Here is a 25,470-nt window from a genome sequence, read left to right on the forward strand (position 1 = left end):
GGCGTCCGGCGCCGGGATGCAACGCTTGACCGCCCTGCCCGTTGTTAACCTTTGAAGGAGGCGGCGATGGATCAGGTCTTCTATCTGCTGGCGATCATGGGCTGCAGCGACGACAATCTCGACTGCAAGCAGGCGCGCGTCGAGCCGGTGCGCTATACCAGCTATGCCACCTGCCAGGAGGCGATGGCCGATGTGTTACAGCGCAACACCGACCTCGAATATCCGGTGATTGCCGGCGCCTGCCAGCGCCAGACCCCCGAAATGGCGCGCCAGGCTGCCTCGAAAACGGACGGCAAAGGCCGCTAGCGCCGGGCTCGCGTTTCAATTATGTTGCAGATGCGAAACTGTTCCGGGGGAAGCGGGATGAAGCAGCTGCTTGGGTTGGCGATCGGTCTGGTCGTGGGCGTCGCCGTCATATTTTGCGTCAATTGGCTGGGCTCCCGTTTAGCGCTTCCTGACGATTTCATCGCAGACACGCCCCAGGCAGCGACCGTGGGCGGCTGGGCATTGGGTGCGCTAGCCGGCGGAGTCGCAGCGGTGCGCGTTGGCGCGTGGCCGGTAAGCGGTTGGATCATCGCACTGATCGCGATCGGCTATGCACTGTCGACCAGCCTGATGAGCCCACACCCGTTGTGGATGCAGATCGCGGCGGTGGCGGCACCGTTCCTGGCGGGCGTGGTCGTCTCGGGGATCGCGCGCCCGGCCTAGCGCGGGCGCGTCCAGAGCTCGGGATCACGCGGGGCGGGCGGATAGAGGCCCTTGCGGCGCAGCGCCTGCCACCAGGAGCGGGCAATCCAGCGCAGCTTCTCCAGCCCCGAGGTCGCGACCCGGTGATCCCAGGCATGTTCGCCGCGCGCGCTGACCTTCTTCGCGATGTCGCCATAGATACCGGCGGCGGCGAGCACTGCCCAAGCCGAGCGGAAACCCAGCGCCGGGGTGCCGGCTCGCGCACTCTCGGCATAGTCGGCAGCGCCAGCCGTGAGCCGGCCCGCGAGCACGGCGAGGCGCTGGCGGAAGGGCGGCTTCACATGCTGGCCGGGCGGAATGTCCATCTCGGTCAGCCAGTCCTGGGGCAGATAGCAACGCCCCATCCGGTCGTCGGCCTCAATGTCGCGGGCGATATTGGCAAGCTGGAAGGCGATGCCGAGGTCGCAGGCCCGGTCGAGCGTCGCTTCATCGTCGGGCGAAACGCCCATGATCACTGCCATCAGGCAGCCAACCGCGCCGGCGACATGATAGCAATAGACGTAGAGGTCGCTCTCGTGACGCGGTCCCCATTCGGCAGCATCAAGCGCAAAACCCTCGAGCACGTCGCGGATATAGCGGTGCGGCAGGTTCGCTTCGGCCGCGACGATGCGTAGTGCGTCGAAGGCGGGATCGCCGACCCACTGGCCGGCCAGGGCCGCCTCGGTGAGCAGGCGCATCCGCTCGAGGCCGGCCTGGGCATCGGCCTCGCCTCCCTCATGCCCGTGATCCTGCCCATCGGCGAGATCGTCACAGGCGCGGCACCAGGCATAGAGCAGCCACGCACGCTCGCGGGTCTTGCGGTCGAACAATTTGCTGGCAGCCGCGAAGCTGCCTGAGCCGCGCGCAATCGCTTCCTGCGCGGTCGCGACGAGCGCGGCGCGCGAAGGAAGCAGCCCGCTCACAGATCGTCGCGCTTCATGCGGACGATCGTCTCGATCGGCTGGGCCGCCGCCATCTTGTCGAGCAGCCCCTCCAGCGTGGTATCGACGATCAGCATGTTCTGGTGCTGCGGGCGGACAAAGCCGACCTTGCCCATATGCTCCCAGAAATCGACGAGCTTGTCGTAATAGCCGGCGATGTTGAGCAGGCCGACCGGGTCACTGTGATAGCCGAGCTGGGCCCAGCTCAGCGCCTCCCACAATTCATCCATCGTGCCGGTGCCGCCGGGCAGGTTGATGAACCCGTCCGACAGTTCGGTGAAGCGCGCCTTGCGCTCGTGCATCGTGCCGACGACCTGGAGCTCGGTGCAGCCGCGATGCGCGACTTCGGCATTGACCAGCAGCTCGGGGATGATGCCGATCACTTCGCCGCCGGCTTCCAAAGCCGAATCCGCCACCGCGCCCATCAGCCCGAGCTTACCGCCGCCATAGACGACGCCGATGCCGCGCTCGGCCAGCGTGCGGCCGACATGGCGCGCGGCCTCGATATAGACGGGATCGGCCGGGGTGGCCGAACCGCAATAGACTGCGACGCGCTTCATCACTTCAATCCTTGACCTTCAATTTCACCACGCTGCCGTCCGGAAGATCGCGTGTCTGGCGCTCGATATCGCCCATCGCGCCGATCAGCTCGTTTACCGGAGGATGCCAGAAGTCATTGGAGGCATAGTCGCCGCGGAGCAAGGCGGGGATCGACAGCGAATAGCAGCGCCCCTCACCCGGCGGGCCTATCGCGGCGCGCGCACGCTCGACCAAGGCCTCCGCAAGCCAGACCTCGCGCACCTCGGGATCGTTCATATACGCGAACAGCCCCGCTTCATCCGAGGCGATGCGCTCCAGCGAACGCAATTCAGGATCGAGATACCAGAAGGCTCCCGCCTGGTCGCATACGATCAGATGCCCGAAAGGGCTGACCGCCAGAACCGCTTCCGGATCGATGCCCTGCCAGCCCCACCCGTCGCGGACAGCTTCGACCAGCGTAACGGTCACTTGCCGTCTCCAAGCATCAGCCCCGCGGTCGCCTTAGCGCTGCCGACCACACCCGGGATGCCCGCGCCCGGGTGCGTGCCGGCGCCGACGAAGAAGAGATTGTCGATCGCATCGTCGCGATTATGCGTGCGGAACCAGGCGCTCTGGGTGAGGATCGGCTCGAGGCTGAACGCCGAGCCGAGATGCGCGGCGAGGTCATCGCGGAAATCAGGCGGGGCGTAGCTGAACTTCGTGACGATCCGGTCCTTGAGATCGGGGATCAGCCGGCGCTGGACTTCGGCGAGGATCCGCTCCTCGAGGATCGGGCCGACCTCGCTCCAGTCGGCGGGGAACTTGCCGAGATGCGGCACCGGGCAAAGCGCATAGAAAGTCGAATGGCCCTCGGGCGCCATTGCGGGATCGCTCGCGCTGGGGTGATGGAGATAGAGCGAGAAATCCTCGCTCAGCACGCCATTGTCGAAGATGTCCTCGAGCAGCCCCTGATAGCGCGGGCCGAACAGGATCGAATGGTGCGGGATGTTCGGGAAGGTCCCGCGCAGGCCGAAATGGACGACGAACAGCGAGGGCGAGAAGCGCTTGCGCTGCAGGCTCTGCGCCGCGCGCTGGCTGGAGCGCGAGCCCTTCAACAGGTCGCGGTAGCTGTGCACCACATCGGCGTTGCAGGCGACGGCATCGACCTGCAGCTCATAGCCGCCCATCGTCCGCACGCCGGTGACGAGATCGCCGAGCGTATCGATGCGCGCCACCGGATCGCCGAGCCGGAGCGTGCCGCCCAGCCGCTCGAAATGGCGGACCATACCGGCGATCAGCTGGTTGGTGCCGCCCTCGGCCCACCAGACGCCTCCCTTGCGCTCCAACTGGTGGATCAGCGCGTAGATCGAACTCGCGGTCATCGGGTTTCCGCCGACCAGCAGCGTGTGGAACGAGAAGGCCTGGCGCAGCTTCTCGTTGCGGATGAAGCTGGCGACCTTTGAATAGACCGAGCGCCAGGCGCCATATTTCGCCAGTGCAGGCGCGGCGCGGACCATCGACATCACGTCCTGGAACGCGACATGGCCGAGCTTCACATAGCCTTCCTGATAGACGTTGGCGGCATATTCCAGGAAGCGGCCATAGCCGGCGACATCCTGCGGCTCGAGCCGGGCGATCTCGGCGGCGAGCGCGTGATCGTCATTGGAATAGTTGAAGCGCGTGCCGTCGGGCCAGGAGAGCTGGTAAAAGGGCGTGACGGGTTTGAGCATCACGTCGTCCGACATGCGGTGGCCGGAAAGCTGCCACAGCTCCTCCAGCGTATCGGGCGCAGTGATCACGGTGGGGCCGGCATCGAAGGTGAAGCCATCCTTCTCCCAATAATAAGCGCGGCCGCCCGGCTTGTCGCGCGCCTCGAGTACCACGGTATCGACGCCCGCCGATTGCAGCCGGATCGCGAGCGCAAGCCCGCCTATGCCGGCGCCGACCACTGCGGCGCGCTTCACTTGAACGACTCCCGGATCGCCGAGACGGCGCGGCCTATCGGCACTGGCGGCTTGCCCGAGACGAGGCGGAGCTGGTCGAACAAAGTGGAATGCCCGGCATAGAAACGCCCGATCAGCTGGGGATCGAGGTGATAGAAACGCTGGAGAATACGGTAACGCTCCTGGGGTTCGGCGGCCTTGAATAACATGGCGGCGAGCATGCGGTAGAAGCGGCGGCGGCGCCATGTCGATCGTGCGAAATCGTGGAGAAGGCGGTGGAGCGCCGCGCCGCTCAGGTCGCTCGCAGCGGCGACGAGCGTGGCGGTGCGCACTGCGTCGGGCAGCGCATAGCTGGTGAGTGGGTGAAAGAGCCCGGCGCGGCTGCCGGCCTTCGCGACCTTGTTGCCGCCGGCCTGCCAATAGGCTTCAAAGTCGCCGCCCATCACCACGGGCAGCGCGCCGCCTTCCTCGCGGACGATGCGATCGACGTGCCAGCCGCGCGATTTGGCATAGCCCTCGATCCGGTTTCCCAGAACGGCCGGATCGAGATCGGGGGTGTCGCTGTAATAAGTGTCTTCGACGAAGACGCGACAGGCATCGAAGGGCAGTGCGTAGACGAAACGATAGCCATCGAGCTGCTCGACCTTGGCGTCCATGATTATCGGACGCTCCAACCCATGCGCTTCGGCCAGTTGCAGCTCGCGGCCATAGAATTTCTGCCAGCCGCAATGGAGCGCGCTCATGTCCGCCGGGCCACGGCAATCGATCACGCCCTTGGCCTCGATCCGGTCGCCATCGGCGAGGACGACGGCGTTGGGGCTGGCGGCGAGAACCTTGCGCCGCGTCATCACTGCATCTTCAGGCATATCGGCGCGGACGACCTGGTCGAGGCGCCGGGACTCGATCGAATAATAGCCCTGGCGCAGCGTGCGCGTCAGTTCGGGAAAGGCGACGTCATAGCTACGCCAGCCATGGCAGATCAGTGGCGCGGTGAGCCAGCGATCGGCAGGTGCGACATCGCTGGCAAAGAAGGACCAGAGATGGTTGCCGCCGATCCGGCTGCCGCCCTCGATGATGCGGACATCGACATCGGGACGGCGCCTGCGCAGCGCCAGCGCGATCAGTCCGCCGGCAAGCCCGCCTCCGACAATCGCGACATCGCAGGAGAGGGTGGCGGGCATGGTCCTAGGCCTAACCCAGCGATTCGCGCGATTCCAACAAAAATGCCCCTTCCGTACGAGACGGAAGGGGCAGGTGTGGCGGGAGCGGCGATGATGCGGCCGCGCCCGGAGCTTGCGATAGGGTCAGGCGGCCTTGAGGAGGGGCCATTCGGCCGCCATTGCGCGCGCCACTGCCGGGCGGGCGCGCAGCCGCTCCCGGTATGCCGAGAGCACCGGCCAATCGGCGATCGGCACCTTGCTGAACTCGGACCAGTTGAGCACCGCGAGCAGATAGGCATCGGCCACGGTGAAGCGATCGTCGAGAAATTCGCGGCCCTCAAGATGCTTCGACAGCACCGCGAACGGCTTGGCGTGGCGGGCACGCGCGGCAGCCTGGTCGGCCTCGCCATAGACCTTGCCGAGGATCGGCATGTAGACCGCCTTGTGCAGCTCGGTGCTGATGAAATTCAGCCAGGCGAGCATCCGGTAATGCGCGTCGGAAAAACCGGTGAAGCTCAGCGAGCCCTCGGGCGCCAACTCGGCGATATAGGTGAGCACTGCCGGCCCTTCGGTGAGCACGAAGCCGTTCGCAGTCTCGATCGCGGGGACATAGCCCATTGGCGAGATCTCGGTGAAATCGCGCCCGTCGGGCAGGCGCAGATCCTTGGGCACCTGGACATATTCGGCGTCGAGCCCGGCCTCTTCCAGCGCGATTCGCGCCGCGAGCGAGCAGGCGAAGGGGGTGAAATAGAGCTTCATGGCGAGTCTCCCTTGTATTTTTGTACGATCTCGCACAAAATTGAGTCGGTCAAGGAATTTAATGCGAAACGATACAAAAATAGCGCCGCGAGGGCGTGGTCGGCCGCGCAAGTTCGACGAGGAAGCGGTGCTGCGCGCCGCGCTCCAGCGCTTCCGCACGCTCGGCTATTCGAACACTTCGCTCGATGACCTGGCCGAGGCGACCGGCGTGAACCGGCCGAGCCTTTATGCCGCGTTCGGCGACAAGAAGGCGCTGTACCTGGCCGGGCTCGCCCGCACCCATGCCAGCGTCGATGCGACATTCGCCGCGCTCTACGCCGTCGATTATCCGATGGAGAAGATGCTAAAGGCGCTGTTCCTCGGGTCGCTCGAAGGCTTCCTGACCGGCGAGGACGGCCCGTCGGGCTGCATCGCGGTCAACACCGCGGCGACCGAGGCGGTTAGCGATCCTGACATTCGCGCCGCGCTGGCAGCGTTCGTCGCGCTGCAGGACGGGTGGATCGAGAAGCTGATGACGCAGGCGGGCAGCAAGGATCCGCTGGGCGACGCGCAGATCGCCTCCTCCGTGATCCACTCGCTGAGTACCCGCGCCCGCGCCGGCACGCCGCGCGCCGATCTGATCGCGATCGGCAAGAAGGCGACCGCGCTGCTGCTCGGCTAGCCGACCGCGCGGAGGATCTCGAGCGCGCGCTCCACGTCCTCGTCATCGACCATCACGCGGACGGGGATGAGCAGATACGAGCCGTCGGCGATGCTGGTGCCCGCATCGAACACGAAGCTGGGGATGTCCTCATCCTCCAGCCGGCCTTGGACGATGAACGCTTCCTGCCGGTCGAACCGGCCGATCTCGACCAATGCCATCAGACGATCCTTGGCTTGCGCGGCACGCCGGGCGTGCATTCGAGATGGGCGCGGTCCCATTTGCCGAGGTCGGCGGCGGCATCATAGGTGGCATGGAGGAAGCCGAGCAGCATCGCCTTGGGGTCTTCCGCAGCGCGGACCGAGTCATAGTCGAGCAGCCATTCGCCGAGACCGGTGTCGAAATAGGCAGGTGCCGGGACACTGGCGTCGGCATATCCCGCGGGGGCCGGATAGCCATAAGCGTAGAAGGCCGCCTTGGGGAACGCATCGGTACCCGGCCAGAAGCCTGCGCTGGCTTCCTCATGGCTATAGGCCTCGCAGGTCACCGCATCGGGCAGCCCGGGGAAGCCGCCGGGATGCTTCGGCGCGACTCTGCCCGAGAAGCGGGTGACCGCAAGGTCGAAGCTGCCCCAGAAGAAATGGACCGGGCTCGCCTTGCCAAGGAAGCCGGTGCGGAATTGCTGGAACACCCGGTCGACCCAGAGCAGCGCCCGGTGGAAATCGCGCACCGCCTCGCCGTCCCAAGGGCGCTCGGCAGTGTCTTCGGCAAAGGGCAATGCGTCGGGGATTTCGCTCGGCGTGCCGTTGATCTCGACCGGGGTGCCGAGCGCAGTGAGCGCGGCCATCAGCGCGGCATGGAAATCTGCGATGCTGCCTGCGCCGAGCGGCAGGCTCGCCTCGCCGCCGGTATCGGTCGAGAGGCGAAGCTCGCCGGCGAGCAGGTCGAGATCGAGCTGAAGCGTCGCCTCCGTGCAAGGGACCGGGCCGGTGGTGAGGCCCCAGGCGGTGGGATAGAGCACCACATGCCAGCTATGGTTGAGCCACGGCGTCTGGGCGAGGCGGACCTTGCCGACGATCTGGGTGATCAAATGGAGATGCTGGGCGGTCTCGCGCCAGTGGGACCAGTCGAGCGGGGGAAGCGCCTGGATCATGACCTTGCCTCTAGCCGATCGGCCCGGCGAACAACAGCTTCCACGCCGCAACCATGAGCCAGTGCGTGGCGACGCAAGGCCAGATGCTGCCGGTCGCGCGGTAGAGGCGGACGAGCAGCGCGCCGAGCGCCGCGGCGATGGTCAGGAAGCGCCAATCGAGGAAGATTTCCGACCAGGGCGGACCGAAGGTTAGTGCCTGGAAGGGGTGCCAAGCGACGAAGATCGCGATCGCCAGCGCCCACTGCCATGCTGGAAACGGCTGATGGGGCGGCGGGACGAGCAACGCGCGGAAGACCAGTTCCTCGCCCAGGGCGGGCACGAACATCAAGCCGAAGAAGAAGCCGAGCCAGCGCACATCAAATGGCATCGGATCGAACCGGGCCAGCCCAGTGACGAAGGCGAGCACCGCAATAAGAGAAAGGCCCCAGAGCAGCTCGCGCGCGACTACCCTCCAGCCGCGCGAATCGGGCCAGGTGGTGAGCGCCGCGTGCAGGCGACGCCCCGCCCGGTTCACGCGGCCGTGCCGCCCACCGTCAGTCCATCCACCAGCAAGGTCGGCTGGCCGACGCCGGCCGGTACGCTCTGCCCGCCCTTGCCGCACATGCCGACGCCTTCGTCGAGCGCGAAGTCGTTGCCGGTGCCGGTAACCTTGTTGAGGACGGTCGGCCCGTCACCGATCAGCGTCGCGCCCTTGATCGGGGCGCCGAGCTTGCCGTTCTCGATCAGATAGGCCTCGGTGCACGAGAAGACGAACTTGCCCGAGACGATATCGACCTGCCCGCCGCCGAACGATTTGGCGAAGATGCCCTTCTTGACGCGGGCAAGCAGCTCGGCGGGGTCGTCCTTGCCGCCCTTCATGAAGGTGTTGGTCATGCGCGGCATCGGGGCGTGCTGGAATGATTCGCGGCGGCCATTGCCGGTGGGCTCGACGCCCATCAGCCGGGCATTCAACCGGTCCTGCATATAGCCCTTTAGGATGCCATCCTCGATCAGGATGGTCTCGCGGGTCGGTGTGCCCTCGTCGTCGATCGACAGTGAGCCGCGGCGATCCATCAGCGAGCCGTCATCGACCACGGTGACGCCGGGCGCGGCGACGCGCTCGCCGATGCGGCCCGAGAAAGCACTGGTGCCCTTGCGGTTGAAATCGCCTTCGAGGCCATGCCCGACCGCTTCGTGGAGCAGCACACCGGGCCAGCCGGGGCCGCACAGCACCGTCATGTCGCCGGCGGGGGCATCGACCGCGTCGAGATTGACCAGCGCCTGGGCCAGCGCCTCGTCGATCGCGCGATTCCAGGTCTCCGGCTCGAACAGATTGTCATAGAGCGTGCGGCCGCCAAGGCCGAAGCTGCCCGTCTCGCGCCGGCCATTCTGCTCGACGACGATGCTGACATTCAGGCGAACCAGCGGGCGGACATCGGTGGCGATGAAGCCGTCGGGACGAACGATCTCGACCACGCTCCATGAGCCGGTGAGCCCGACCGAGACCTGCGCGACGCGCGGATCGCGGGCGCGCGCGGCGGCGTCGATCGACTGGCAGAGGTTCACCTTGTCGGCGAAGGGCACCAGGTCGAGCGGGTCCTGGTGCGTATAGAGATGGCGGTTATTGCCCTGGGGTGGCGGCGCCTTGCCGGCCTTGCCCGGTTCGATCAGCGCCATCGTCTCGGCAGCGCGACGGATCGCGGCGGGACTGATCTCATTGGCATGCGCGAAGGCGGTGGTCTCACCCGACACAGCGCGCAGGCCGAAGCCCGACTGCGTGTCGAACGAGGCGGTCTTCAGCCGGCCATCGTCGAAGCCGAACGCCTCGGTCTTGCGATATTGGAGATAGAGTTCGCCATCCTCGGCGCTGGCCAGCGCTTCGGCGGTGAGCTTCGCGGCGGTCTCGGGATCGAGCGAGTCGCGATAGATATAGCTGCGCGGATCGGAGGGAATGCTCATCCCGACGATATAGGACGTTTAGATGCTCGCGCCAGCCGGATGATCCGGGAGCTGCGACTGGTCGGCGCCATCGGCCGGGCCGCCGATCAGGATGAAGCGGCGGTCGCAATAGCCGCAATCGACATAGCCATGCTCATCGATCTGCAGGAATACGCGCGGGTGGCCCAGTGCGGCGGGAAGGCCGGGGCCGGTGCCGTCACAGGCGACTCGGGCGGAAGCGGTGCGGATGGTCTCGGGCAGGTGCGCGGTCATGAGTCGCCCGATAGCAAGCGCGCAGCCCCCTCGCAACGCTCGGCATGGGTTGCGCATCACATGCGTGTGTTAGTATTGCATCACACTATGGCACATAGACTGGACATCGTCGCCCCGACTGGGAAACAGGCCGTGCAGCTGAGCATGGTGTTATGGGCTGCGGTTCTGTCCGTGATCGTCCCGGGCATGATCTTCTCCGGGCAGCTGGTCGGGTTCGGCGAATGGGTCACCCTGCTATGGGGCACGATCGCTGCGATGGTGCTGGTCGCCTTGCCCTATGCCGCGCTGCGCTGGGCCATTGGCAAAAGCATGTGGCTGACGCTTCCCGCCGGGCTGGCGGTGCTGACGGTAACGAGCGTGCTCCAGATGGCGGCCGATTACGCCGGGCAATTCACCACGCATGAATTCCTGGCGACGCGCCTGCCCGATCACTCCGCCCAATCATTGCTGCTGGTCAGCACCATCTATTTCCTGATCGACGCCTGCAACCTCTCGCTCTTCGTCATCGCGGGCACGATCCGCAGGATTCGCGAACGCGAGCGCGCACTGGCCGAGGCCGAGGTGGCCCGGCTGGAGGCCCGGCTCATCATGTTGCGGCTGCAGCTCAACCCGCATTTCCTGTGCAATTCGCTCAACGTCGTGTCGAGCCTGATCATGACCGGCCGCGCGGCGGAGGCGAACGCCATGACCGAGGGGCTGGCCAACTTCCTCCAGGCGTCGATGGACGTCGAAACCCAGCAATTGCCGCTCGCCGAGGAACTGGAGACGGTGGAGCGCTATCTCGAGATCGAAGGCGCTCGCTTCGGCGCGCGGCTGGAGATCGCCATGGACATGGCGGCGGAGCTCGCCGCGGTGCCGGTGCCGAGCTTCCTGCTTCAGCCGCTGGTCGAGAACGCGATCAAATATGGCGTCGAGGCGATGTCCGGCGCGAGCGAGATCGCGATTCGCGCGGACCGGGATGGCGAGATGCTGGTGCTGACGGTGGAAAATCGCAGCGAGGGCGAGAACGCAGCGCATCCCGGCCGGGAGGGCCATGGCATCGGATTGGCCAACACCCATGCGCGGCTGGAAATGCTCTATGGCGATGCCGCCTCGCTCGAGAGCGGGGCCATCGACCAAGGCTATCGCGCGACGATCCGGCTGCCGATCACAACGCCCGATCCGCTGCGCGACGCTGCTTGAGGCCTTTGCCGGCGCGCCGCGACGCGATATGCGCAAAGCCATGACTCAAGCGGCCATTGCGATCGACAATCTCTGCAAGACCTACCAGGGCGGCAAGCGCGCGCTCGACGGCGTGACGTTCGACGTGCCGCGCGGGCAGATCTTCGGGCTGCTCGGCCCCAATGGCGCCGGCAAGTCGACGCTGATCAACATCCTGGCGGGGCTGGTCAACAAGACCGACGGCAAGGTCGACATCTGGGGTTTCGACATCGACGCGCACCCGCGCAATGCCAAGGCGAGCATCGGCATCGTCAACCAGGAGATCATCTTCGATCCCTTCTTCACGCCGAAGGAGACGCTGGAGATCCAGGCCGGCCTCTACGGTGTCGCCAAGGGCAGGTTCGACGCGATGGAATTGCTGCGCGCAGTGCATCTGGAGGACAAGGCCGATGCCTATTCGCGCACGCTCTCGGGGGGCATGAAGCGCCGGCTGATGGTCGCCAAGGCGATGGTCCATTCGCCGCCAGTGCTGGTGCTCGACGAGCCGACCGCAGGCGTCGACGTCGAGTTGCGCCAGCAGCTCTGGGCCTATGTTCGCACCTTGAACGAGCGCGGCGTGACGGTGGTGCTGACCACCCACTATCTCGAGGAAGCCGAGCAGCTCTGCGACCGGATCGCGATCATCAACCACGGCAAGCTGATCGCCAACAAGCCGACCCGCGAGCTGGTGGGCATGGCGCAGGAGAAGGTGGTCGAAGTGACTGTCGATCGTGACATAGGCGCGCCGCCGGCCAATGCCTGTTTCCAAAAGGTCGAGATGAAGGGTGAGCGCACCCTCGTGATCACCTATCGCAAGGACCAGGCGAATGCCGGCGAGGTGCTCGGCGCGGTGCAGGGCGCGGGGCTCGGCATTGTCGATGTCTCGACCCGCGAGGCGGACCTTGAAGATGTGTTCCTTAACCTGACGCGGGCGGCGAACGCCTAGGGGTGCTCCATCAGCACGCCGGTGACGATCTGGCTCAGTTCGAGCGCATCGACATGATGGGTGGCGATGATCCAGTCGGCGGGCGGGGCGACAAAGGCCAGCCAGTCGCTGCGGGCATTGTCGAACAGCGTATCGAGGTGCCGGGCCAGCACGGCCAGGGTGAGGGTCAGCACCAGCTCCTCTCTTCGCAGGATGACCGTGGCCGGTTCGCCTTCGCCAAGATGCTCGCCAAGCCGGGCGAGAATCACCGCATTGCGCGCCACCGAATCGGGCGGCAGCTTTGCATGGGTATGCTCGCGCATCGCGTAGACGCGCGGATCGTGCGCCCATTCGTTGAAGCAACCGTGCAGCGCGCGATAGCCATGGCTGTCATATGCCTCTCCCGAGTCCTCGAGCGCGGACAGGATCGGGACCATGCGGACATATTCGGCGCGGCGACTGATCCGGTCGAGCCGGGCGGTTTCCTCCAGAAGCGCGGTTCGGCGGGCCTTGAGCTCGGCGCGACGGGCCTCGTTCATCAGCGGCGGTGCCTGGCGAAGAAAACCCACATCGCGTCATTGTCCGCCGTCCAGACATGGCCGGCGCCACGAGTGATCCGGCCGATCACTTCGGTGCCGGCACGGCAGTTCAAATAGCGGACTTCGTATAGCTTATCGTCCAAGTCGCGCTGCAGCGGGCCGGCGCGGCACAGGTCGAGATCGGCCCAGCGGGAGAGCGCCGTCGCCATCGTATATTGCCAATAGCCGGCGCCGCCGCCCTGGATCGGGTTGGTCTTGTCTGCATCGCCGGCAAAGGCGATCACCGGCATCGGGCGTGAGGGGTTGCAGGTCGCGGGATCGGGAACACGCGGATTGCTCGCCAGCGGATTGCCGGCGCGAAGACCCACAACCGGAGCGATCGCCGCGAAGCGATCGGCGGCGACGCAGCCGAGCCAGCTGCTCATCCGCCCGCCGCCCGACAGGCCGGTGGCATAGACGCGCGCGGGGTCGATGCAGCGATTGGCGGCGAGCCAGTCCACCAGCTTGCCGAGGAACGCGACATCATCTGCGTCGCCGGGGCCAGGAACCTTGCCGGTGACGCTAGGCACGCCGGGGATGTTCCAGACAAACCCCTTCTGCACCGGGATGCCGGCATCGGGCGCGGCGACGATGAAGCCGTGACGATTGGCCGCATCCGCAAGTTTCGAGGCTTCGAGCATCTGCCGGCCGGTGCCGCCGCTGCCATGGAGCAGCAGAACCAGCGGCGCTGGTTTCGAGCGTGCGAGGCCGCTTGGCAGATGCAACATCATAGTGCGGCCGCTATCGCCCACGGTCAGCTGCACCGTTTGCCCGACGGCGCCGAGCGCGCAGCCCTTGGCGGCGGCCGGAGCACCCCAAAGCACTGCCAAAACGGCAACGACTAAACCCAGGCTTTGGCGGCGCATGTCTCTCTCCCCGTTGCCAGCACCCCTGCCTAGCGCCTAGTCCGGGGACGAACCAGCGGAAGAGACATGGCGCAAGACCCCCATAGCAGCGACGTCCTCGTCATCGGATCAGGCGCGGCCGGGCTCACCGCCGCCCTCAACCTTGCCCAGCATTTCAAGGTGACCGTGCTCGCCAAGGGCGGGTTCGCCGAGGGCTCGACCGCCTGGGCGCAGGGCGGCATTGCCGCGGTGCTCGAGCCGGGCGACACGTTCGAGAGCCATATCGAGGACACGATGATCGCCGGCGCCGGGCTCAATGACCGCGCCACGGTGGAGATGGTCGTCGAGAATGCCCCGGCCGCGATCCGCCGGCTCGCCGAACTTGGCGTGCCGTTTAACACCGAGGGCGGCGCGCTGCACCTCACCCGCGAGGGCGGGCACAGCCATCGCCGTATCGTCCATGTCGACGACGCGACCGGGCTGGCGGTGCAGACCGCCCTGCTCAAGGCGGCGCAGGCCAATCCGAACATCACGCTCGTCCCCGATCAAGTAGTGATCGACCTCGCGACCAGCCGGCACGAGGAGCGCTATTCGGGCGCGGGCAATGTCTGGGGCGTCTATGCCTTCAACCGCCAGACCAACCGAGTGGAACTGTTCACTGCACACGCCACGGTGCTGGCGACGGGCGGTGCGGGGCGGACCTATCTCTTCTCGACCGCGCCGCGCGGCGCGACCGGCGACGGCATCGCCATGGCCTGGCGCGCGGGCTGCCGCATCTCGAACATGGAGATGATGCAGTTCCACCCGACCTGCCTCTACAATCTCGAGGTCAAGAACTTCCTGATCACCGAGGCGGTGCGCGGCGAAGGCGGGCGGCTGCTGCTCCCGCCCGATGCCGGCGAGGAAGCGGGCAAGCGCTTCATGCCCGAGTTCGATCCGCGCGCCGAGCTGGCGCCGCGCGACATCGTGGCGCGCGCGATCGATCATGAGATCAAGCGGCTCGGCCTCGACTATGTCCATCTCGACATCAGTCACATGGGCGCGGAGTTCGTGAAGCATCACTTCCCGACGATCCATGCCCGGCTGCTCGATCTCGATATCGACATGACCAAGGAGCCGATCCCGGTCGTCCCCGCCCAGCATTATACCTGTGGCGGCGTGGTGATCGATCGCGACGGGCGCACCGACCTGCCCAACCTATATGCCGCCGGCGAAGTCAGCCAGTCTGGGCTGCACGGCGCCAATCGCCTCGCCTCCAACTCGCTGCTCGAATGCTTCGTGTTCGGTGAGGCGGTGGCCAACCACATCACTGCGCATTGGAGCGAGCTGGCGCCGCCGCCGGCGATCCGCGCCTGGGACGAGAGTCGCGTCGCCGATTCCGACGAGGAAGTGGTGATCAAGCAGAACTGGACCGAGATCCGCCGCTTCATGTGGAATTATGTCGGTATCGTACGGACGACCAAGCGGCTCGAGCGCGCGGCGCACCGGATCAAGATGCTGCGTGACGAAGTGGCGGACTATTATGGCCATTTCCGCGTGACCCCGGACCTGATCGAGCTGCGCAACCTGCTGGAGAGCGCCGACCTCATCGTCCGCTCGGCGCTCCACCGCAAGGAGAGCCGCGGGCTCCACTATAATCTCGACTATCCCGAGACGCTGCCCGAGGCGATCGACACGGTGCTGGTGCCCTGACTGCAAAGCGGATCTTCTGGGGCCTAAGCGCGAAGCGCGTCTTCTGGTCGTCCATCCTGCTGGCGGCGGTGCTGCGCGCGGTCGCCGCATTGCCGTTCATGGTCAACTGGTTCGACGAGATCTGGCAATATCTCGAGCCCGCATGGCATCTGGTCGCGGGGTCCTGGGTGCAGACCTGGGACTATCGCGCAGGACTGCGCAGCTGGCTGATCCCCGAGCTGCTGAGCGTGCCGATGGGGATCGGCCATGCGCTTTCGCCCGATACCACGCTGCATCTGCTGCTCGTGCGGCTGACGCTGGCGGCGCTGTCGCTGGTGATCGTCGGCGCGGCGGTGTCACTGGGGCTGAGGCTGTCGCGGCTCCATGGGATCCTCGCCGGCTTTGTCGCAGCGACCTGGTTCGAGCTGGTCTATTTCGCCCCGCGCGCGCTGTCCGAGCCGATCGGGCTGGCACTGTTGATGGGCGCGATCTGGCTGCTGCTTGCCCAGAGCAAGCCCGGGCCGCGCCAGTTCGCCATTGCCGGACTGCTGATGGGGCTCTGCTTCGTCGCGCGCATCCAGTATGCGCCGGCGCTGCTCACCCTGGCGATCCTGACCGCACGCAAGGACTGGCGCGGCGCCTGGCTGCCGCTGGTGGCGGGCGGCTGCGGCGCGCTGGCGATCGATGCGCTCGCCAATCTCGCGATGGGCGCAGTGCCGTTCCGCTGGATGATCGAGGCGGCGCGGATCAACATCCTCGAGGGTCGTGCCCAAGCCTATGGCACGATGCCGTTCACCGGCTATTTCTCGCTGATCGCCTGGTATTGGTATCTCGCGATGGTGCCGATCCTGCTGCTCGCCTGGATCGGCGCGAAGCGCTACCCGGCGCTCCTGTGGATCGCGTTGGTCCATCTCGCGGTGCATTCGCTGATCGGGCACAAGGAATATCGCTTCGTGCTGGCGAGCACTGCACTGCTGGTGATCCTGGCGGCGATCGGCAGCGCCGACCTGCTCCGCCGAGTGCCGCGCCAAAGGCTGGTGCTGGCGACCCTGGCCGCACTGACGGTGTGGGGCGGCGCCTCCGCGGTGCTCGCGAACGGCAATTTCCGGCCCAACTGGTCGATGGAAGCCGATCTGGCCGAGGCGCTGGAAAAAGCCGGCCGGCCGGGCAAGACCTGCGGGCTGGCGCTATACCGCCCGCGTGACACGGTGGCGGGATCCTATGCACTCTATCGCCGTGCCACGCCGATCTATGTGCTGACCACGCCCGAAGAGGCCAGGCGCCGGGCGGGCGCCTTCGATGTGGTAGTCACCCCGCAGACGCATCTCGGCGAACTGCCGCGCGACTATGTGTTGGAGAGCTGTGCCGCACCGGGCATCACCGATGCGCCCGGATGCGTGCTCCGCCGCGCCGGCAGCTGCACGCCCGATCCCAACGCACCTACGCTGCAGACCTGGCTCGAAGCCGGCGGAAACTGATCGCCGAGCTGCTGCGTTTCACCGCAAAAGCGGTGTGCGTTCTCCCCGCGTTCACGCTTCACCGCTACAAGACATTCATTCGTCGCAACGCAGCCCGCGCGGACTTTCCCGGCGCGCGCATCCGCACCATTGTCGTTTTGGGCAAGGGGTCTGAGTTAAAGTGTTTAAGTTCGAGGACTTCTCGGCAATTCAACGGGCAGTAACGGTAGCGGGTCTTGGCCCGGCGCTGCTGGTCGGCTGCACCGTGCACGGGGACCCTTCGCTCGCTTCCTATCTGCCCGCCGGCGTGAGTCTGATGCTTCCCTGGGGCGACAGCGCCAAGGCCGCCACGCCCAGCTGGAAGCCGACTGCGCCCGCCCCCCAGGGGCTGGCAAATGCGATCGACGGCATCACCCGCAATTTCGACGGCCTGGTCGGCGTGGCGGTGACCAGCGTGCAGGACGGCTGGATCGTCACGTCGAACGATGCCGCCCGGCCCATGCCGCAGCAGAGTGTCTCCAAGCTTTGGGTGACGATGACCGTGCTCGACGCGGTCGATCAGGGCCGCATCCGGCTCGAGGACCCGATCACCATCACCAAGGCCGATTTCACGCTGTTCCACCAGCCGATCGCGGCGCTGGTGAAGGGCGATGTCGGCTACACCGCGACCGTGGGCGAGATCGTCCGCCGTGCGATGCAGATGAGTGACAATACCTGCAACGACAAGCTGCTCCGACTGGTCGGCGGGCCCGATGCCATCCGCAGCTTCCTGGCGCGCAAGGGCATTGGCGGCGTGCGCTTCGGCCCCGGCGAGAAGCTGCTCCAGGCCGGCACTGCGGGACTGGCGTGGCGGCCTGAATATTCGATGGGCAACGCCTTTGCTATCGCCCGCTCGCGCCTGTCCCCCGCCGTGCGCCTCTCCGCCTATGAAGCCTATGTGAAGGATCCGCCCGACGGCGCCGCCGCCGCCGGCATCTCGGTCGCGCTCGCCCGGCTGAAGCGCGGCGAACTGCTTTCGCCCAATTCTACCGCCTGGCTGATCTCCACGATGGACGGCGCCAAGACCGGCCGCGCCCGCGTGCACGGCGCCGTGCCCGCCGGCTGGGTCTATGGCCATAAGACCGGCACCGGCCAGGATTTGGGCGCGCGCACTGCCGGCTTCAACGATGTCGGCATCCTCACCGCGCCGGACGGCAAGGCCTATGCGCTGGCCGTGATGATCGGCGACACCCGCCGCCCGGTGCGCGAGCGCCAGTTGCTGATGCAGGCGGTGGCGCAGGCAATCGTCGCCAACCATGTCTCGGGGCCGCGGGTGCAGGACAGCGCCGATCCCGCGTGGAAGGCCTTCACCGCCGGCAAATAAGTTCGAGCGCAAGCGGCGGAAGGCGCGGGCGCCGTGCCCACGCTAGCGAGCATCCATGCTTGACCGTTTCGACTGGACCGCGATCGCCGCATCGCTTGACGCGCAGGGCTGGGCCGTGCTGCCCGGGCTGCTCTCCCCCACCCAATGCGCCGACACCGCAGCGCTCTATGACGCCGAGACCGGCTTTCGCAGCCGGGTGGTGATGGCGCGGCACGGCTTCGGGCGCGGCGAATATCGCTACTTCGCCTATCCGCTGCCCGAGACCGTCGCCGCGCTCCGGGCCGGGCTCTATCCGCCACTCGCCGCCATTGCCAATCTCTGGCACCACCGGATGGGGATCGCGCACCGCTTCCCGCCGGCGCATGGCGACTTCCTGAAGCGCTGCCACGAAGCCGGCCAGACTCGCCCTACGCCGCTGCTACTTCGCTACGGGCCGGGCGACTATAATTGCCTGCATCAGGATCTGTACGGCGAGCATGTCTTTCCGCTCCAGCTTGCCGTGCTGCTTTCCGAGCCCGCGCGCGACTTCACCGGTGGCGAGTTCGTGCTGACCGAGCAGCGCCCGCGCATGCAATCGCGCGCCGCGGTCGTTCCGCTCCGGCAGGGCGACGCCGTGGTGTTCGCCGTCCACCAGCGCCCGGTGCGCGGCAGCCGGGGCGACTACCGCGTCAATATGCGTCATGGCGTCAGCGAAATGCGGTCCGGGCAACGCCATGTGCTCGGGCTGATACTTCATGATTCGGTGTAATCTCGACTCGCGTCCGAAATGAATTCGCCGGATACTCCGCCGCGAAAACGGGAGGGGTTCAATGGATATCAAGCTCAACTTGATCAACCGATCGAACGACCACAATAATTCGGACATCGTGATCTTCAGCAAGAATGTCGCGACCGAATATGAGGAGCCCTCGATCGCCTGGACGGTGATCCAGAATTGCGGCCTCGGCTCGCACCATCCCTTTTCCTATCCGATGGCGAGCGAGGTCGCCTATGCCGATAGCTGGGGCAACTACACTGCCCCGATAACTGCCCTGCCCGGCCAGCGTTTCGAGGCAGTGAAGAATATGAGCGGCGACGTGATCCAGCTCTCGACCGAGCCCGCCGCCGCGCCCGACGAAATCGAGATGGCCAACGCACTGGAGCAGGGCGCGATCAACGCACTGGTTTACAAGGACGGACGCGTCTTCGCGCAGAAGACCGGGGTCGCGCCGGGGCAGAAGGCAGTGTTCGAATTCAAGCCGACGATCTGGATCGGTGTGGTCTCGCAAATCGTCGAAGGCCAGGTGATGAACTCGGCAATCCTCTCCGCCGTCAATACCGAACTCTCGCTGCTCGGCATCGCCAGCGCCGACATCGTGATGAGCGGCGGGGGTAACGGACCGGAGGCGACTCCCTTCGAGTTCACCCTCGAAAATATCGTAATGGCCTGAGGGGCTTTGTTCGGCGGACCGGCTCGGCTATCCCCGCCAGGCAATGCCACATCTCTATCTCGTCGACGGCTCCGGCTATATCTTCCGCGCCTATCATCGGCTGCCGCCGCTCACCAACAAGCATGGTGAGCCGGTGGGGGCGGTCTATGGCTATACGACCATGCTCTGGAAGCTGGTCGATGAGCTGAACAAGGCGGATGGGCCGACCCACATGGCGGTGGTACTCGACAAGAGCGAGCACACGTTCCGCAACGAGATGTACGACCAGTACAAGGCGCACCGCCCGCCGGCGCCCGAGGACCTGGTCCCGCAATTCCCGATGATTCGCGACGCGACGCGCGCCTTCTCGCTGCCCTGTATCGAGGAACTGGGCTGGGAAGCGGACGATCTGATCGCGAGCTATACCAAGGCCGCGCTCGTGCAGGGCTGGAGCGTGACGATCGTCAGCTCCGACAAGGATCTGATGCAGCTGATGACCGATCCGTCGGTCGACATGCTCGATACGATGAACAACCGGCGGCTGGGCCCCGCGGACACCGAGGAGAAGTTCGGCGTCCTCCCCGAGAAGCTGGGCGAGGTGCTGGCGCTGATGGGCGACAGCGTCGACAATGTGCCGGGCGTAAAGGGCATCGGTCCCAAGACCGCCGCCAAGCTGATCCAGGAATTCGGCACGGTCGAAGGCGTGCTGGAAGCGGCGCCGACGATGAAACCCTCGAAGATGCGCGACAATCTGATCGAGCATGCCGAGATGGCGCGCCTGTCGCACAAGCTGGTGCAGCTCGCGAGCGACGTGCCGCTGCCCGAGCCGCTGGAGGATTTCGAGCTGAAGGGCATCCCGGACGCGCCGCTGCGTGCATTCCTCGAGCATCACGGCTTCCGCACTTTGCTCAACCGGCTCTCCGCCGTAGCGGACGCTCCGGTCGAGACGCACGACACGCCCGGGTTGGAGGAAGATCCGCCCTGCAACCACGACGGCTATGAGACCGTCGTCGATGAAGCCGCACTCGACCAGTGGCTCGAAGCAGCACGCAATCAGGGCTGGGTCGCGATCGACACGGAGACCACGGGCGTAGATGCTACGCGGGCCGAGCTGGTCGGCGTCTCGATGGCGCTGGCGCCCAACAAGGCGTGCTACATCCCGCTTGGCCATGGCGGCACCGACATGTTCGCCGAAAGGCCGGTGCAGCTCGACCGCGCGGTGGCGCTGGGCAAGCTCAAGCCGCTGTTCGAGGACCCCGCCATCCTCAAGATCGGCCATAATCTGAAATACGACATGATCGTGCTCGGCGGCGCGTACAAGGATATGGGCGGCCTGGCGCTTGCCCCGTTCGACGACACGATCGTGATGAGCTTCGATCTCGATGCCGGCCTGCACGGCCACGGCATGGACGAGCTGGCGGCGACGCACCTTTCGCACTCGTGCATCGCGTACAAGGACGTGGTCGGCACCGGGAAGAGCCAGCTCGGCTTCAGCGAAGTCGATCTCAAGGCCGCCACTCGCTACGCCGCCGAGGACGCCGACGTGACGCTGCGGCTGTGGCGCCGCTTCAAGCCGCGGCTGACGTATGAAGGCTCGACGCGCGTCTACGAGATGGTCGACCGCCCGCTGGTCAGCGTTATCGCGGGCATGGAGCGCGAAGGCATCAAGGTGGATGCGCAGGTGCTCCACAAGCTCTCGACCGACTTCGCCCACCAGATTGCGGCGCTGGAGGAAGAGATCCACGGCATCGCCGGGTTCAAATTCACCATCGGCAGCCCCAAGCAGCTCGGCGACGTGCTGTTCGACAAGATGGGCATCAAGGGCGGGCGCAAGGGCAAGTCGGGCGTCTACTCCACCGACGTGAACGAGCTTGAGCGGATCGCGGCGGACAAGGATTCGCCGGGCCGCGAGATGGTGGTGAAGGTCCTCGACTGGCGCCAGCTGACCAAGCTCAAATCGACCTATACCGACGCGCTGCAGGCGCAGATCAACCCGGCGACGGGCCGCGTGCACACCAGCTACTCGCTCACCGGCGCACAGACCGGCCGCCTCTCCTCGACCGACCCCAATCTCCAGAACATCCCGATCCGCACCGAGACCGGCAGACAAATCCGGGACGCGTTCGTGGCCGAACCGGGCAATGTGATCCTGTCCGCCGACTATTCGCAGATCGAGCTGCGGCTGGCCGCGCACATCGCCGATGTGCCGGCGCTGCGCGACGCGTTCGAGCAGGGCGAGGACATCCACAACCGCACCGCGATGGAGCTGTTCGGCGAAGTCAACCGCGACACCCGCGGCCGCGCCAAGACGATCAACTTCGCGATCCTCTACGGTATCTCGCGCTGGGGCCTGGCCGGACGGCTCGATGTGACGCCCGACGAGGCGCAGGCGATGATCAACCGCTATTTCGAGCGCTTCCCTGGCATCAACCGCTACATCGCCGACACGCTCAACGAAGCCAAGGCCCGTGGCTACACCACCACGCTGTTCGGGCGGAAGACGCATTTCCCGCGCCTGAAGGCGAGCAACCCCAATGAGCGCGCCGGCAGCGAGCGCGCGGCGATCAACGCGCCGATCCAGGGCACCTGCGCCGACATCATCAAGCGCGCGATGGCGCGGATGGGCCCGGCGCTGCTTGAAGCGGGCCTCCCGAACGTCAAGATGCTCCTCCAGGTGCATGACGAACTGGTGTTTGAGCTGCCCGAGGGCGATGTCGAAGCCGCGAAACCGGTGATCGAGCGCGTAATGGCGACCGCCGCCGAGCCGGCGATCAAGCTCACCGTGCCGCTCGGCGTCGAGATCGGCGTGGGTCCGAGCTGGGGCGCCGCGCATTGACCGAGGCTCCGACCGCGGCGGCCGGGGGCGAGGACATCAATGCGCTCGCCAAGGGCGGGCGGACCAACATGCTAGGCTTCCTGCTACGCCTCGCCGCGCGGCTGCCATTCCTATTCATCGCCGGCCGTGCTTATGGCCCGGATATTGTCGGCCGCTACGCGATCGCAGTGCTGGTGATCGAGTTCGCCGCGCTCGTCGCGACGCTCGGCCTCAAGCGCGGGCTGGCCCAGGCGCTGTCGAAGACCGAGCGGCCCCATACCCATGTCGTGTGGGACGCGATGGCGGTGGCGTTCATCGCGGCGCTGATTGTCAGCGGTCTCCTCGTCGCCTTTCCCCAGGCGCTGTTCCCGAACAGCCCGGTGATGGGGCTGGAGCGCTTCCTCGCGCTCGTCGTGGTCGCCATCGCGCTTTCCGACGTGTCGCTCGCCGCGCTCGCCTATCGCCATAATATCGGCGCCTCCGTGACCGCCCGCGCGATCATCGAGCCCTGGACGATCAGCATCGCCGCTGCCGGCTTCGCGTTCATCGCCCCGCGCGACGGGCTCGTCCTCGCCTATGTCACGTCAATGACGGCGGCGGTGATCGCTTCGCTGGTGCCGTTCGTCCGCGAATATGGCCTGCCCTATGGCTGGCGTCCGCGCCTGGCCGACATCTGGACGCTCGCCCGCCGCAACGCCCCGCTCGCCGGCGCCGACACGATCGAATGGGCGACGCGCAACGTCGATCGCTTCATGCTGGCGCTGATCTACCCGCCGGCGGTGGTCGGCATCTATTACATGGCGCAGCAGGTTTCCTCCGTGCCGCAGAAGCTCAAGTCGAGCTTCGACCCGATCCTCGGACCCGTAGTGACCAAGGCGCTGGCCGATGAGGACCGCAAGGCAGTCGCCCGGCAGGTCTACCAGGTCGGCTTCTGGATCCTCGGCGCGCAGGCGGCGCTGGCAGTGATGTTCTCGATTCCCAGCGAAGGCGTGATGGGCCTGCTCGGCAAGGACTTCGTCGCGGGATGGCTGGCGCTGTGCGTGCTGCTGGTCGCCGAGGTGCTCGCCTCGCCCGGCGCAGTGTGCGAGACCGCGCTCGTCTATATCGCCCGCCATACCAATTTGGCGATTTCGATCAGCGTGCTGCTGCTCCAGATTTCGCTAACCTTCATCCTGCTGTTCATTGCGCGCTCCGAAGGCTGGCCACTGCCGGTGCTGGTCGCGGCGCCGGCGATTGCGCTCGCTACGGCGCTGACCATCGGATCGGCGGTCAAGGCACTGGTGCTGCGCCGGCTGCTCGGCGCGCCGGTGGTGAGCATCCGGCCGAGTTTCTTCGCGGCGATCGCGATTGCCTGCCTGGTCGGCGCCGCCTTCATGTCGCTGCCGCACAGCTATGAATGGGCCGAGCTCAGCCTCGGCATGCCGGCGATCCTGGTCACCTATTTGTTCGTGATCATCAAGTTCGGCTTCGGCCCCGAAGACCGGGCATTGTTCCGCAAGGCCCCTGCGGCCGCGCCGACGCTGCCGGAGAACGCCGAGGCCTAGATCCTCCCTCCGTTCCGGGAGGGAGACCGGCTCAATGCCGGAAGTGGCGCATGCCGGTGAAGACCATCGCCAGGCCGGCCGCATCGGCCGCCGCGATCACTTCCTCGTCGCGGATCGAGCCGCCCGGCTGGATCACCGCCGTTGCGCCGGCTTCCACCGCCGCGAGCAGCCCGTCGGCGAAGGGGAAGAAGGCGTCGGAGGCGACTGCCGAACCCAGCGTGCGCGGCTCGGCCCAGCCGGCCTTGTCGGCGGCGTCCTTGGCCTTCCAGGCGGCAATGCGGGCCGACTCGAGCCGGTTCATCTGGCCCGCGCCGACGCCGGCGGTCGAGCCGTCCTTGGCATAGACGATCGCGTTCGACTTGACGTGCTTGGCCACCGTCCAGGCGAAGAGGCAATCGGCCAGCTCGCGCTCGGTCGGCTGGCGCTTGGTCACCACCTTGAGCTCGGCCGGGCCGACAATGCCGTTGTCGCGGCTCTGGACCAGCCAACCGCCGGTGATCGACTTGGCCATCAGCCCGGTGCGCGCCGGATCGGGCAGCGCGTCGGTCAGCAGCAGGCGCAAATTCTTCTTGGCCGCGAACAGCGCGAGCGCTTCCTCGTCGGCGCCCGGCGCGACCACGACTTCGGTAAAGATCGACGTGATCTGCTCAGCGGTGGCGCGATCGAGCGGACGGTTGACCGCGATGATGCCGCCGAATGCCGAGACGGTGTCGCAGGCAAAGGCCGCGGCATAGGCCTCGGCCAGCGTCGCGCCGCTCGCCACGCCGCAAGGATTGGCGTGCTTGACGATCACCGCGGTCGGCGGGCCGTCGCGGAATTCGCTGACCAGCTCAAGCGCCGCATCGGCGTCGTTATAGTTGTTGTAGCTCAGCTCCTTGCCCTGGAGCTGGCGTGCCTGGCCGATGCCCTGCGCGGCCGGGCCGGTCGCGGCATAGAAGGCGGCCGACTGGTGCGGGTTCTCGCCATAGCGCAGCGCCTGGCCGCGCTTGAGGCTGAAGTTGAGCGTCTCGGGGAAGGCTTCGCCCTGATCGGCAAAGGCGAACCAGCTCGAGATCATCGAATCATAGGCGGCAGTGGCGGCATAGGCCTTGGCGGCGAACTTGCGGCGCTGCTCGAGCGTCGTCGTGGCGTCGTGGACCAGCGGATAATCGGCCGGATCGGTGAGGATCGCGACGCTCTCATGGTTCTTCGCGGCCGAACGGACCATCGAGGGGCCGCCGATATCGATATTCTCGATGATCGTCTCGCGGTCGGCGCCGCGCGCCACGGTCTGGGCGAAGGGGTAGAGGTTGACGACGACGAGGTCGATCGGGCCGATTGCATGCTCGGCCATCGAGGCTTCGTGCTCGGCATTGCCGCGCACCGCGAGCAGGCCGCCATGGACCTTGGGGTGCAGCGTCTTCACCCGACCGTCCATCATCTCGGGAAAACCGGTGAGATCGGAGATGTCACGGACCGTGAGCCCGGCATCGCGCAGCGCGGTGGCGGTGCCGCCGGTCGAGACGAGCTCCACACCCTGCGCGGCGAGCGCGGTTGCGAGTTCGACGATCCCGGTCTTGTCGGAGACGGAGAGTAGCGCACGGCTGATCTTGATCTGGTCCATGCGGCAAGCCCCTCTACGGATCGGGGGGC

The 25,470-nt window shown here is 66.4% G+C and carries 26 protein-coding genes; 12 read left to right on the top strand and 14 right to left on the bottom strand.

Translation table 11 applies throughout. The features are described 5' to 3' along the window. The first annotated feature begins 66 nt into the window (after positions 1–66). Both HZY97_RS12400 and HZY97_RS12405 read left to right on the top strand, forming a co-directional pair. Positions 67–306: a hypothetical protein gene (locus HZY97_RS12400; RefSeq protein WP_180143978.1), complete on the top strand. Its 240-nt coding sequence runs from the start codon at positions 67–69 to the stop codon at positions 304–306. Between the two features lie 57 nt (positions 307–363). Then, the gene (locus HZY97_RS12405) at positions 364–708 is read left to right on the top strand and encodes a hypothetical protein (RefSeq protein ID WP_180143980.1); all 345 of its coding nucleotides are present in this window, start codon (positions 364–366) and stop codon (positions 706–708) included. Here HZY97_RS12405 and HZY97_RS12410 read toward each other — a convergent pair. The 6 genes from HZY97_RS12410 to HZY97_RS12435 all read right to left on the bottom strand — a co-directional run bounded on the left by HZY97_RS12410 (position 705) and on the right by HZY97_RS12435 (position 6,048). Beyond that, positions 705–1,649, bottom strand: a complete 945-nt coding sequence (locus tag HZY97_RS12410) for a phytoene/squalene synthase family protein (RefSeq protein WP_180143983.1) — start codon at positions 1,647–1,649, stop codon at positions 705–707. The two genes, HZY97_RS12405 and HZY97_RS12410, sit on opposite strands and share 4 nt — an antisense overlap. Next, on the bottom strand, positions 1,646–2,227 hold the full coding sequence (locus HZY97_RS12415; RefSeq protein WP_180143985.1) for a TIGR00730 family Rossman fold protein: 582 nt from the start codon (positions 2,225–2,227) through the stop codon (positions 1,646–1,648). The genes HZY97_RS12410 and HZY97_RS12415 overlap by 4 nt, the downstream gene beginning before the upstream one ends. A gap of 4 nt (positions 2,228–2,231) precedes the next feature. Continuing rightward, positions 2,232–2,675, bottom strand: coding sequence for a T6SS immunity protein Tdi1 domain-containing protein (locus tag HZY97_RS12420; RefSeq protein WP_180143986.1), 444 nt, complete (start codon positions 2,673–2,675; stop codon positions 2,232–2,234). Continuing rightward, the gene (locus HZY97_RS12425) at positions 2,672–4,150 is read right to left on the bottom strand and encodes a phytoene desaturase (protein ID WP_180143988.1); all 1,479 of its coding nucleotides are present in this window, start codon (positions 4,148–4,150) and stop codon (positions 2,672–2,674) included. The genes HZY97_RS12420 and HZY97_RS12425 overlap by 4 nt, the downstream gene beginning before the upstream one ends. After that, a complete protein-coding gene (crtY, locus tag HZY97_RS12430) occupies positions 4,147–5,310 on the bottom strand; it encodes a lycopene beta-cyclase CrtY (protein WP_180143990.1) in 1,164 nt (387 codons plus the stop codon). The genes HZY97_RS12425 and crtY overlap by 4 nt, the downstream gene beginning before the upstream one ends. 123 nt (positions 5,311–5,433) lie before the next feature. Then, entirely contained in the window at positions 5,434–6,048 is a 615-nt protein-coding gene (locus HZY97_RS12435) for a glutathione binding-like protein (RefSeq protein WP_180143992.1), read from the bottom strand. 61 nt (positions 6,049–6,109) lie between these two features. On the opposite strand from HZY97_RS12435, the gene HZY97_RS12440 reads away from it, so the two are divergent. Continuing rightward, a complete protein-coding gene (locus HZY97_RS12440; protein ID WP_180143994.1) occupies positions 6,110–6,709 on the top strand; it encodes a TetR/AcrR family transcriptional regulator in 600 nt (199 codons plus the stop codon). Here HZY97_RS12440 and HZY97_RS12445 read toward each other — a convergent pair. Genes HZY97_RS12445 through HZY97_RS12465 form a run of 5 tightly spaced genes read right to left on the bottom strand, consistent with a single transcriptional unit; the run spans position 6,706 to position 10,031 of the window. Further along, positions 6,706–6,909, bottom strand: coding sequence for a DUF2007 domain-containing protein (locus tag HZY97_RS12445; RefSeq protein ID WP_180143995.1), 204 nt, complete (start codon positions 6,907–6,909; stop codon positions 6,706–6,708). The two genes, HZY97_RS12440 and HZY97_RS12445, sit on opposite strands and share 4 nt — an antisense overlap. Then, positions 6,909–7,841 carry a DUF5996 family protein gene (locus HZY97_RS12450; protein WP_180143997.1) on the bottom strand — a complete coding sequence of 311 codons (933 nt, stop codon included), beginning with the start codon at positions 7,839–7,841 and terminating at the stop codon, positions 6,909–6,911. Before HZY97_RS12450 ends, HZY97_RS12445 begins: the two co-directional genes overlap by 1 nt. A gap of 10 nt (positions 7,842–7,851) precedes the next feature. After that, positions 7,852–8,355 carry a type II CAAX prenyl endopeptidase Rce1 family protein gene (locus tag HZY97_RS12455; RefSeq protein WP_180143999.1) on the bottom strand — a complete coding sequence of 168 codons (504 nt, stop codon included), beginning with the start codon at positions 8,353–8,355 and terminating at the stop codon, positions 7,852–7,854. Next, on the bottom strand, positions 8,352–9,779 hold the full coding sequence (gene tldD / locus HZY97_RS12460) for a metalloprotease TldD (RefSeq protein ID WP_180144001.1): 1,428 nt from the start codon (positions 9,777–9,779) through the stop codon (positions 8,352–8,354). Before tldD ends, HZY97_RS12455 begins: the two co-directional genes overlap by 4 nt. A gap of 18 nt (positions 9,780–9,797) precedes the next feature. After that, on the bottom strand, positions 9,798–10,031 hold the full coding sequence (locus HZY97_RS12465) for a zinc-finger domain-containing protein (RefSeq protein ID WP_180144003.1): 234 nt from the start codon (positions 10,029–10,031) through the stop codon (positions 9,798–9,800). Positions 10,032–10,118: 87 nt separating this feature from the next. Between HZY97_RS12465 and HZY97_RS12470 the strand changes: the two genes are divergently transcribed. Beyond that, a complete protein-coding gene (locus tag HZY97_RS12470) occupies positions 10,119–11,213 on the top strand; it encodes a sensor histidine kinase (protein ID WP_180144005.1) in 1,095 nt (364 codons plus the stop codon). Positions 11,214–11,253: 40 nt separating this feature from the next. Further along, positions 11,254–12,177 carry an ABC transporter ATP-binding protein gene (locus tag HZY97_RS12475; RefSeq protein WP_180144006.1) on the top strand — a complete coding sequence of 308 codons (924 nt, stop codon included), beginning with the start codon at positions 11,254–11,256 and terminating at the stop codon, positions 12,175–12,177. On the opposite strand, the gene HZY97_RS12480 is transcribed toward HZY97_RS12475, so the two are convergent. After that, complete coding sequence (locus tag HZY97_RS12480; RefSeq protein ID WP_180144007.1) at positions 12,174–12,695, bottom strand: hypothetical protein; 522 nt, start codon at positions 12,693–12,695, stop codon at positions 12,174–12,176. The genes HZY97_RS12475 and HZY97_RS12480 overlap by 4 nt on opposite strands. After that, positions 12,695–13,465, bottom strand: coding sequence for a PHB depolymerase family esterase (locus HZY97_RS12485; protein ID WP_257215028.1), 771 nt, complete (start codon positions 13,463–13,465; stop codon positions 12,695–12,697). The genes HZY97_RS12480 and HZY97_RS12485 overlap by 1 nt, the downstream gene beginning before the upstream one ends. Positions 13,466–13,666: 201 nt before the next feature. Between HZY97_RS12485 and nadB the strand changes: the two genes are divergently transcribed. The 7 genes from nadB (at position 13,667) to HZY97_RS12520 (ending at position 23,838) form a co-directional block, all read left to right on the top strand. Then, positions 13,667–15,271 carry an L-aspartate oxidase gene (gene nadB / locus HZY97_RS12490; protein ID WP_180144009.1) on the top strand — a complete coding sequence of 535 codons (1,605 nt, stop codon included), beginning with the start codon at positions 13,667–13,669 and terminating at the stop codon, positions 15,269–15,271. 68 nt (positions 15,272–15,339) lie between these two features. Continuing rightward, positions 15,340–16,728, top strand: coding sequence for a hypothetical protein (locus HZY97_RS12495; RefSeq protein WP_180144010.1), 1,389 nt, complete (start codon positions 15,340–15,342; stop codon positions 16,726–16,728). 160 nt (positions 16,729–16,888) lie between these two features. Beyond that, positions 16,889–18,070, top strand: a complete 1,182-nt coding sequence (locus tag HZY97_RS12500; protein ID WP_373684354.1) for a serine hydrolase — start codon at positions 16,889–16,891, stop codon at positions 18,068–18,070. A 55-nt stretch (positions 18,071–18,125) separates the two neighbouring features. Next, complete coding sequence (locus HZY97_RS12505) at positions 18,126–18,818, top strand: 2OG-Fe(II) oxygenase (RefSeq protein WP_180144011.1); 693 nt, start codon at positions 18,126–18,128, stop codon at positions 18,816–18,818. A 61-nt stretch (positions 18,819–18,879) separates the two neighbouring features. Continuing rightward, entirely contained in the window at positions 18,880–19,500 is a 621-nt protein-coding gene (locus tag HZY97_RS12510; protein ID WP_180144012.1) for a hypothetical protein, read from the top strand. A gap of 43 nt (positions 19,501–19,543) precedes the next feature. Further along, positions 19,544–22,315: a DNA polymerase I gene (polA, locus tag HZY97_RS12515; protein ID WP_180144014.1), complete on the top strand. Its 2,772-nt coding sequence runs from the start codon at positions 19,544–19,546 to the stop codon at positions 22,313–22,315. Then, positions 22,312–23,838, top strand: coding sequence for a lipopolysaccharide biosynthesis protein (locus tag HZY97_RS12520; protein ID WP_373684355.1), 1,527 nt, complete (start codon positions 22,312–22,314; stop codon positions 23,836–23,838). Before polA ends, HZY97_RS12520 begins: the two co-directional genes overlap by 4 nt. A gap of 31 nt (positions 23,839–23,869) precedes the next feature. Here the strand turns inward: HZY97_RS12520 and purH are convergent, their stop codons facing one another. Then, on the bottom strand, positions 23,870–25,441 hold the full coding sequence (purH, locus tag HZY97_RS12525) for a bifunctional phosphoribosylaminoimidazolecarboxamide formyltransferase/IMP cyclohydrolase (protein ID WP_180144016.1): 1,572 nt from the start codon (positions 25,439–25,441) through the stop codon (positions 23,870–23,872). Between the last annotated feature and the right edge of the window lie 29 nt (positions 25,442–25,470).

The sequence above is a fragment of the Sphingomonas sp. R-74633 genome (assembly GCF_013416555.1).
Taxonomy (GTDB): domain Bacteria; phylum Pseudomonadota; class Alphaproteobacteria; order Sphingomonadales; family Sphingomonadaceae; genus Sphingomonas.

Bases quoted from the DNA above. Each gene is read 5' to 3' on its own strand.
- HZY97_RS12400 (WP_180143978.1), top strand. From the start codon at position 67: ATGGATCAGGTCTTCTATCTGCTGGCGATCATGGGCTGCAGCGACGAC.
- HZY97_RS12405 (WP_180143980.1), top strand. From the start codon at position 364: ATGAAGCAGCTGCTTGGGTTGGCGATCGGTCTGGTCGTGGGCGTCGCC.
- HZY97_RS12415 (WP_180143985.1), bottom strand. From the start codon at position 2,227: ATGAAGCGCGTCGCAGTCTATTGCGGTTCGGCCACCCCGGCCGATCCC.
- crtY (WP_180143990.1), bottom strand. From the start codon at position 5,310: ATGCCCGCCACCCTCTCCTGCGATGTCGCGATTGTCGGAGGCGGGCTT.
- HZY97_RS12435 (WP_180143992.1), bottom strand. From the start codon at position 6,048: ATGAAGCTCTATTTCACCCCCTTCGCCTGCTCGCTCGCGGCGCGAATC.
- HZY97_RS12440 (WP_180143994.1), top strand. From the start codon at position 6,110: ATGCGAAACGATACAAAAATAGCGCCGCGAGGGCGTGGTCGGCCGCGC.
- HZY97_RS12445 (WP_180143995.1), bottom strand. From the start codon at position 6,909: ATGGCATTGGTCGAGATCGGCCGGTTCGACCGGCAGGAAGCGTTCATC.
- HZY97_RS12450 (WP_180143997.1), bottom strand. From the start codon at position 7,841: ATGATCCAGGCGCTTCCCCCGCTCGACTGGTCCCACTGGCGCGAGACC.
- tldD (WP_180144001.1), bottom strand. From the start codon at position 9,779: ATGAGCATTCCCTCCGATCCGCGCAGCTATATCTATCGCGACTCGCTC.
- HZY97_RS12465 (WP_180144003.1), bottom strand. From the start codon at position 10,031: ATGACCGCGCACCTGCCCGAGACCATCCGCACCGCTTCCGCCCGAGTC.
- HZY97_RS12470 (WP_180144005.1), top strand. From the start codon at position 10,119: ATGGCACATAGACTGGACATCGTCGCCCCGACTGGGAAACAGGCCGTG.
- HZY97_RS12475 (WP_180144006.1), top strand. From the start codon at position 11,254: ATGACTCAAGCGGCCATTGCGATCGACAATCTCTGCAAGACCTACCAG.
- HZY97_RS12480 (WP_180144007.1), bottom strand. From the start codon at position 12,695: ATGAACGAGGCCCGTCGCGCCGAGCTCAAGGCCCGCCGAACCGCGCTT.
- HZY97_RS12485 (WP_257215028.1), bottom strand. From the start codon at position 13,465: ATGATGTTGCATCTGCCAAGCGGCCTCGCACGCTCGAAACCAGCGCCG.
- nadB (WP_180144009.1), top strand. From the start codon at position 13,667: ATGGCGCAAGACCCCCATAGCAGCGACGTCCTCGTCATCGGATCAGGC.
- HZY97_RS12505 (WP_180144011.1), top strand. From the start codon at position 18,126: ATGCTTGACCGTTTCGACTGGACCGCGATCGCCGCATCGCTTGACGCG.
- HZY97_RS12510 (WP_180144012.1), top strand. From the start codon at position 18,880: ATGGATATCAAGCTCAACTTGATCAACCGATCGAACGACCACAATAAT.
- polA (WP_180144014.1), top strand. From the start codon at position 19,544: ATGCCACATCTCTATCTCGTCGACGGCTCCGGCTATATCTTCCGCGCC.
- purH (WP_180144016.1), bottom strand. From the start codon at position 25,441: ATGGACCAGATCAAGATCAGCCGTGCGCTACTCTCCGTCTCCGACAAG.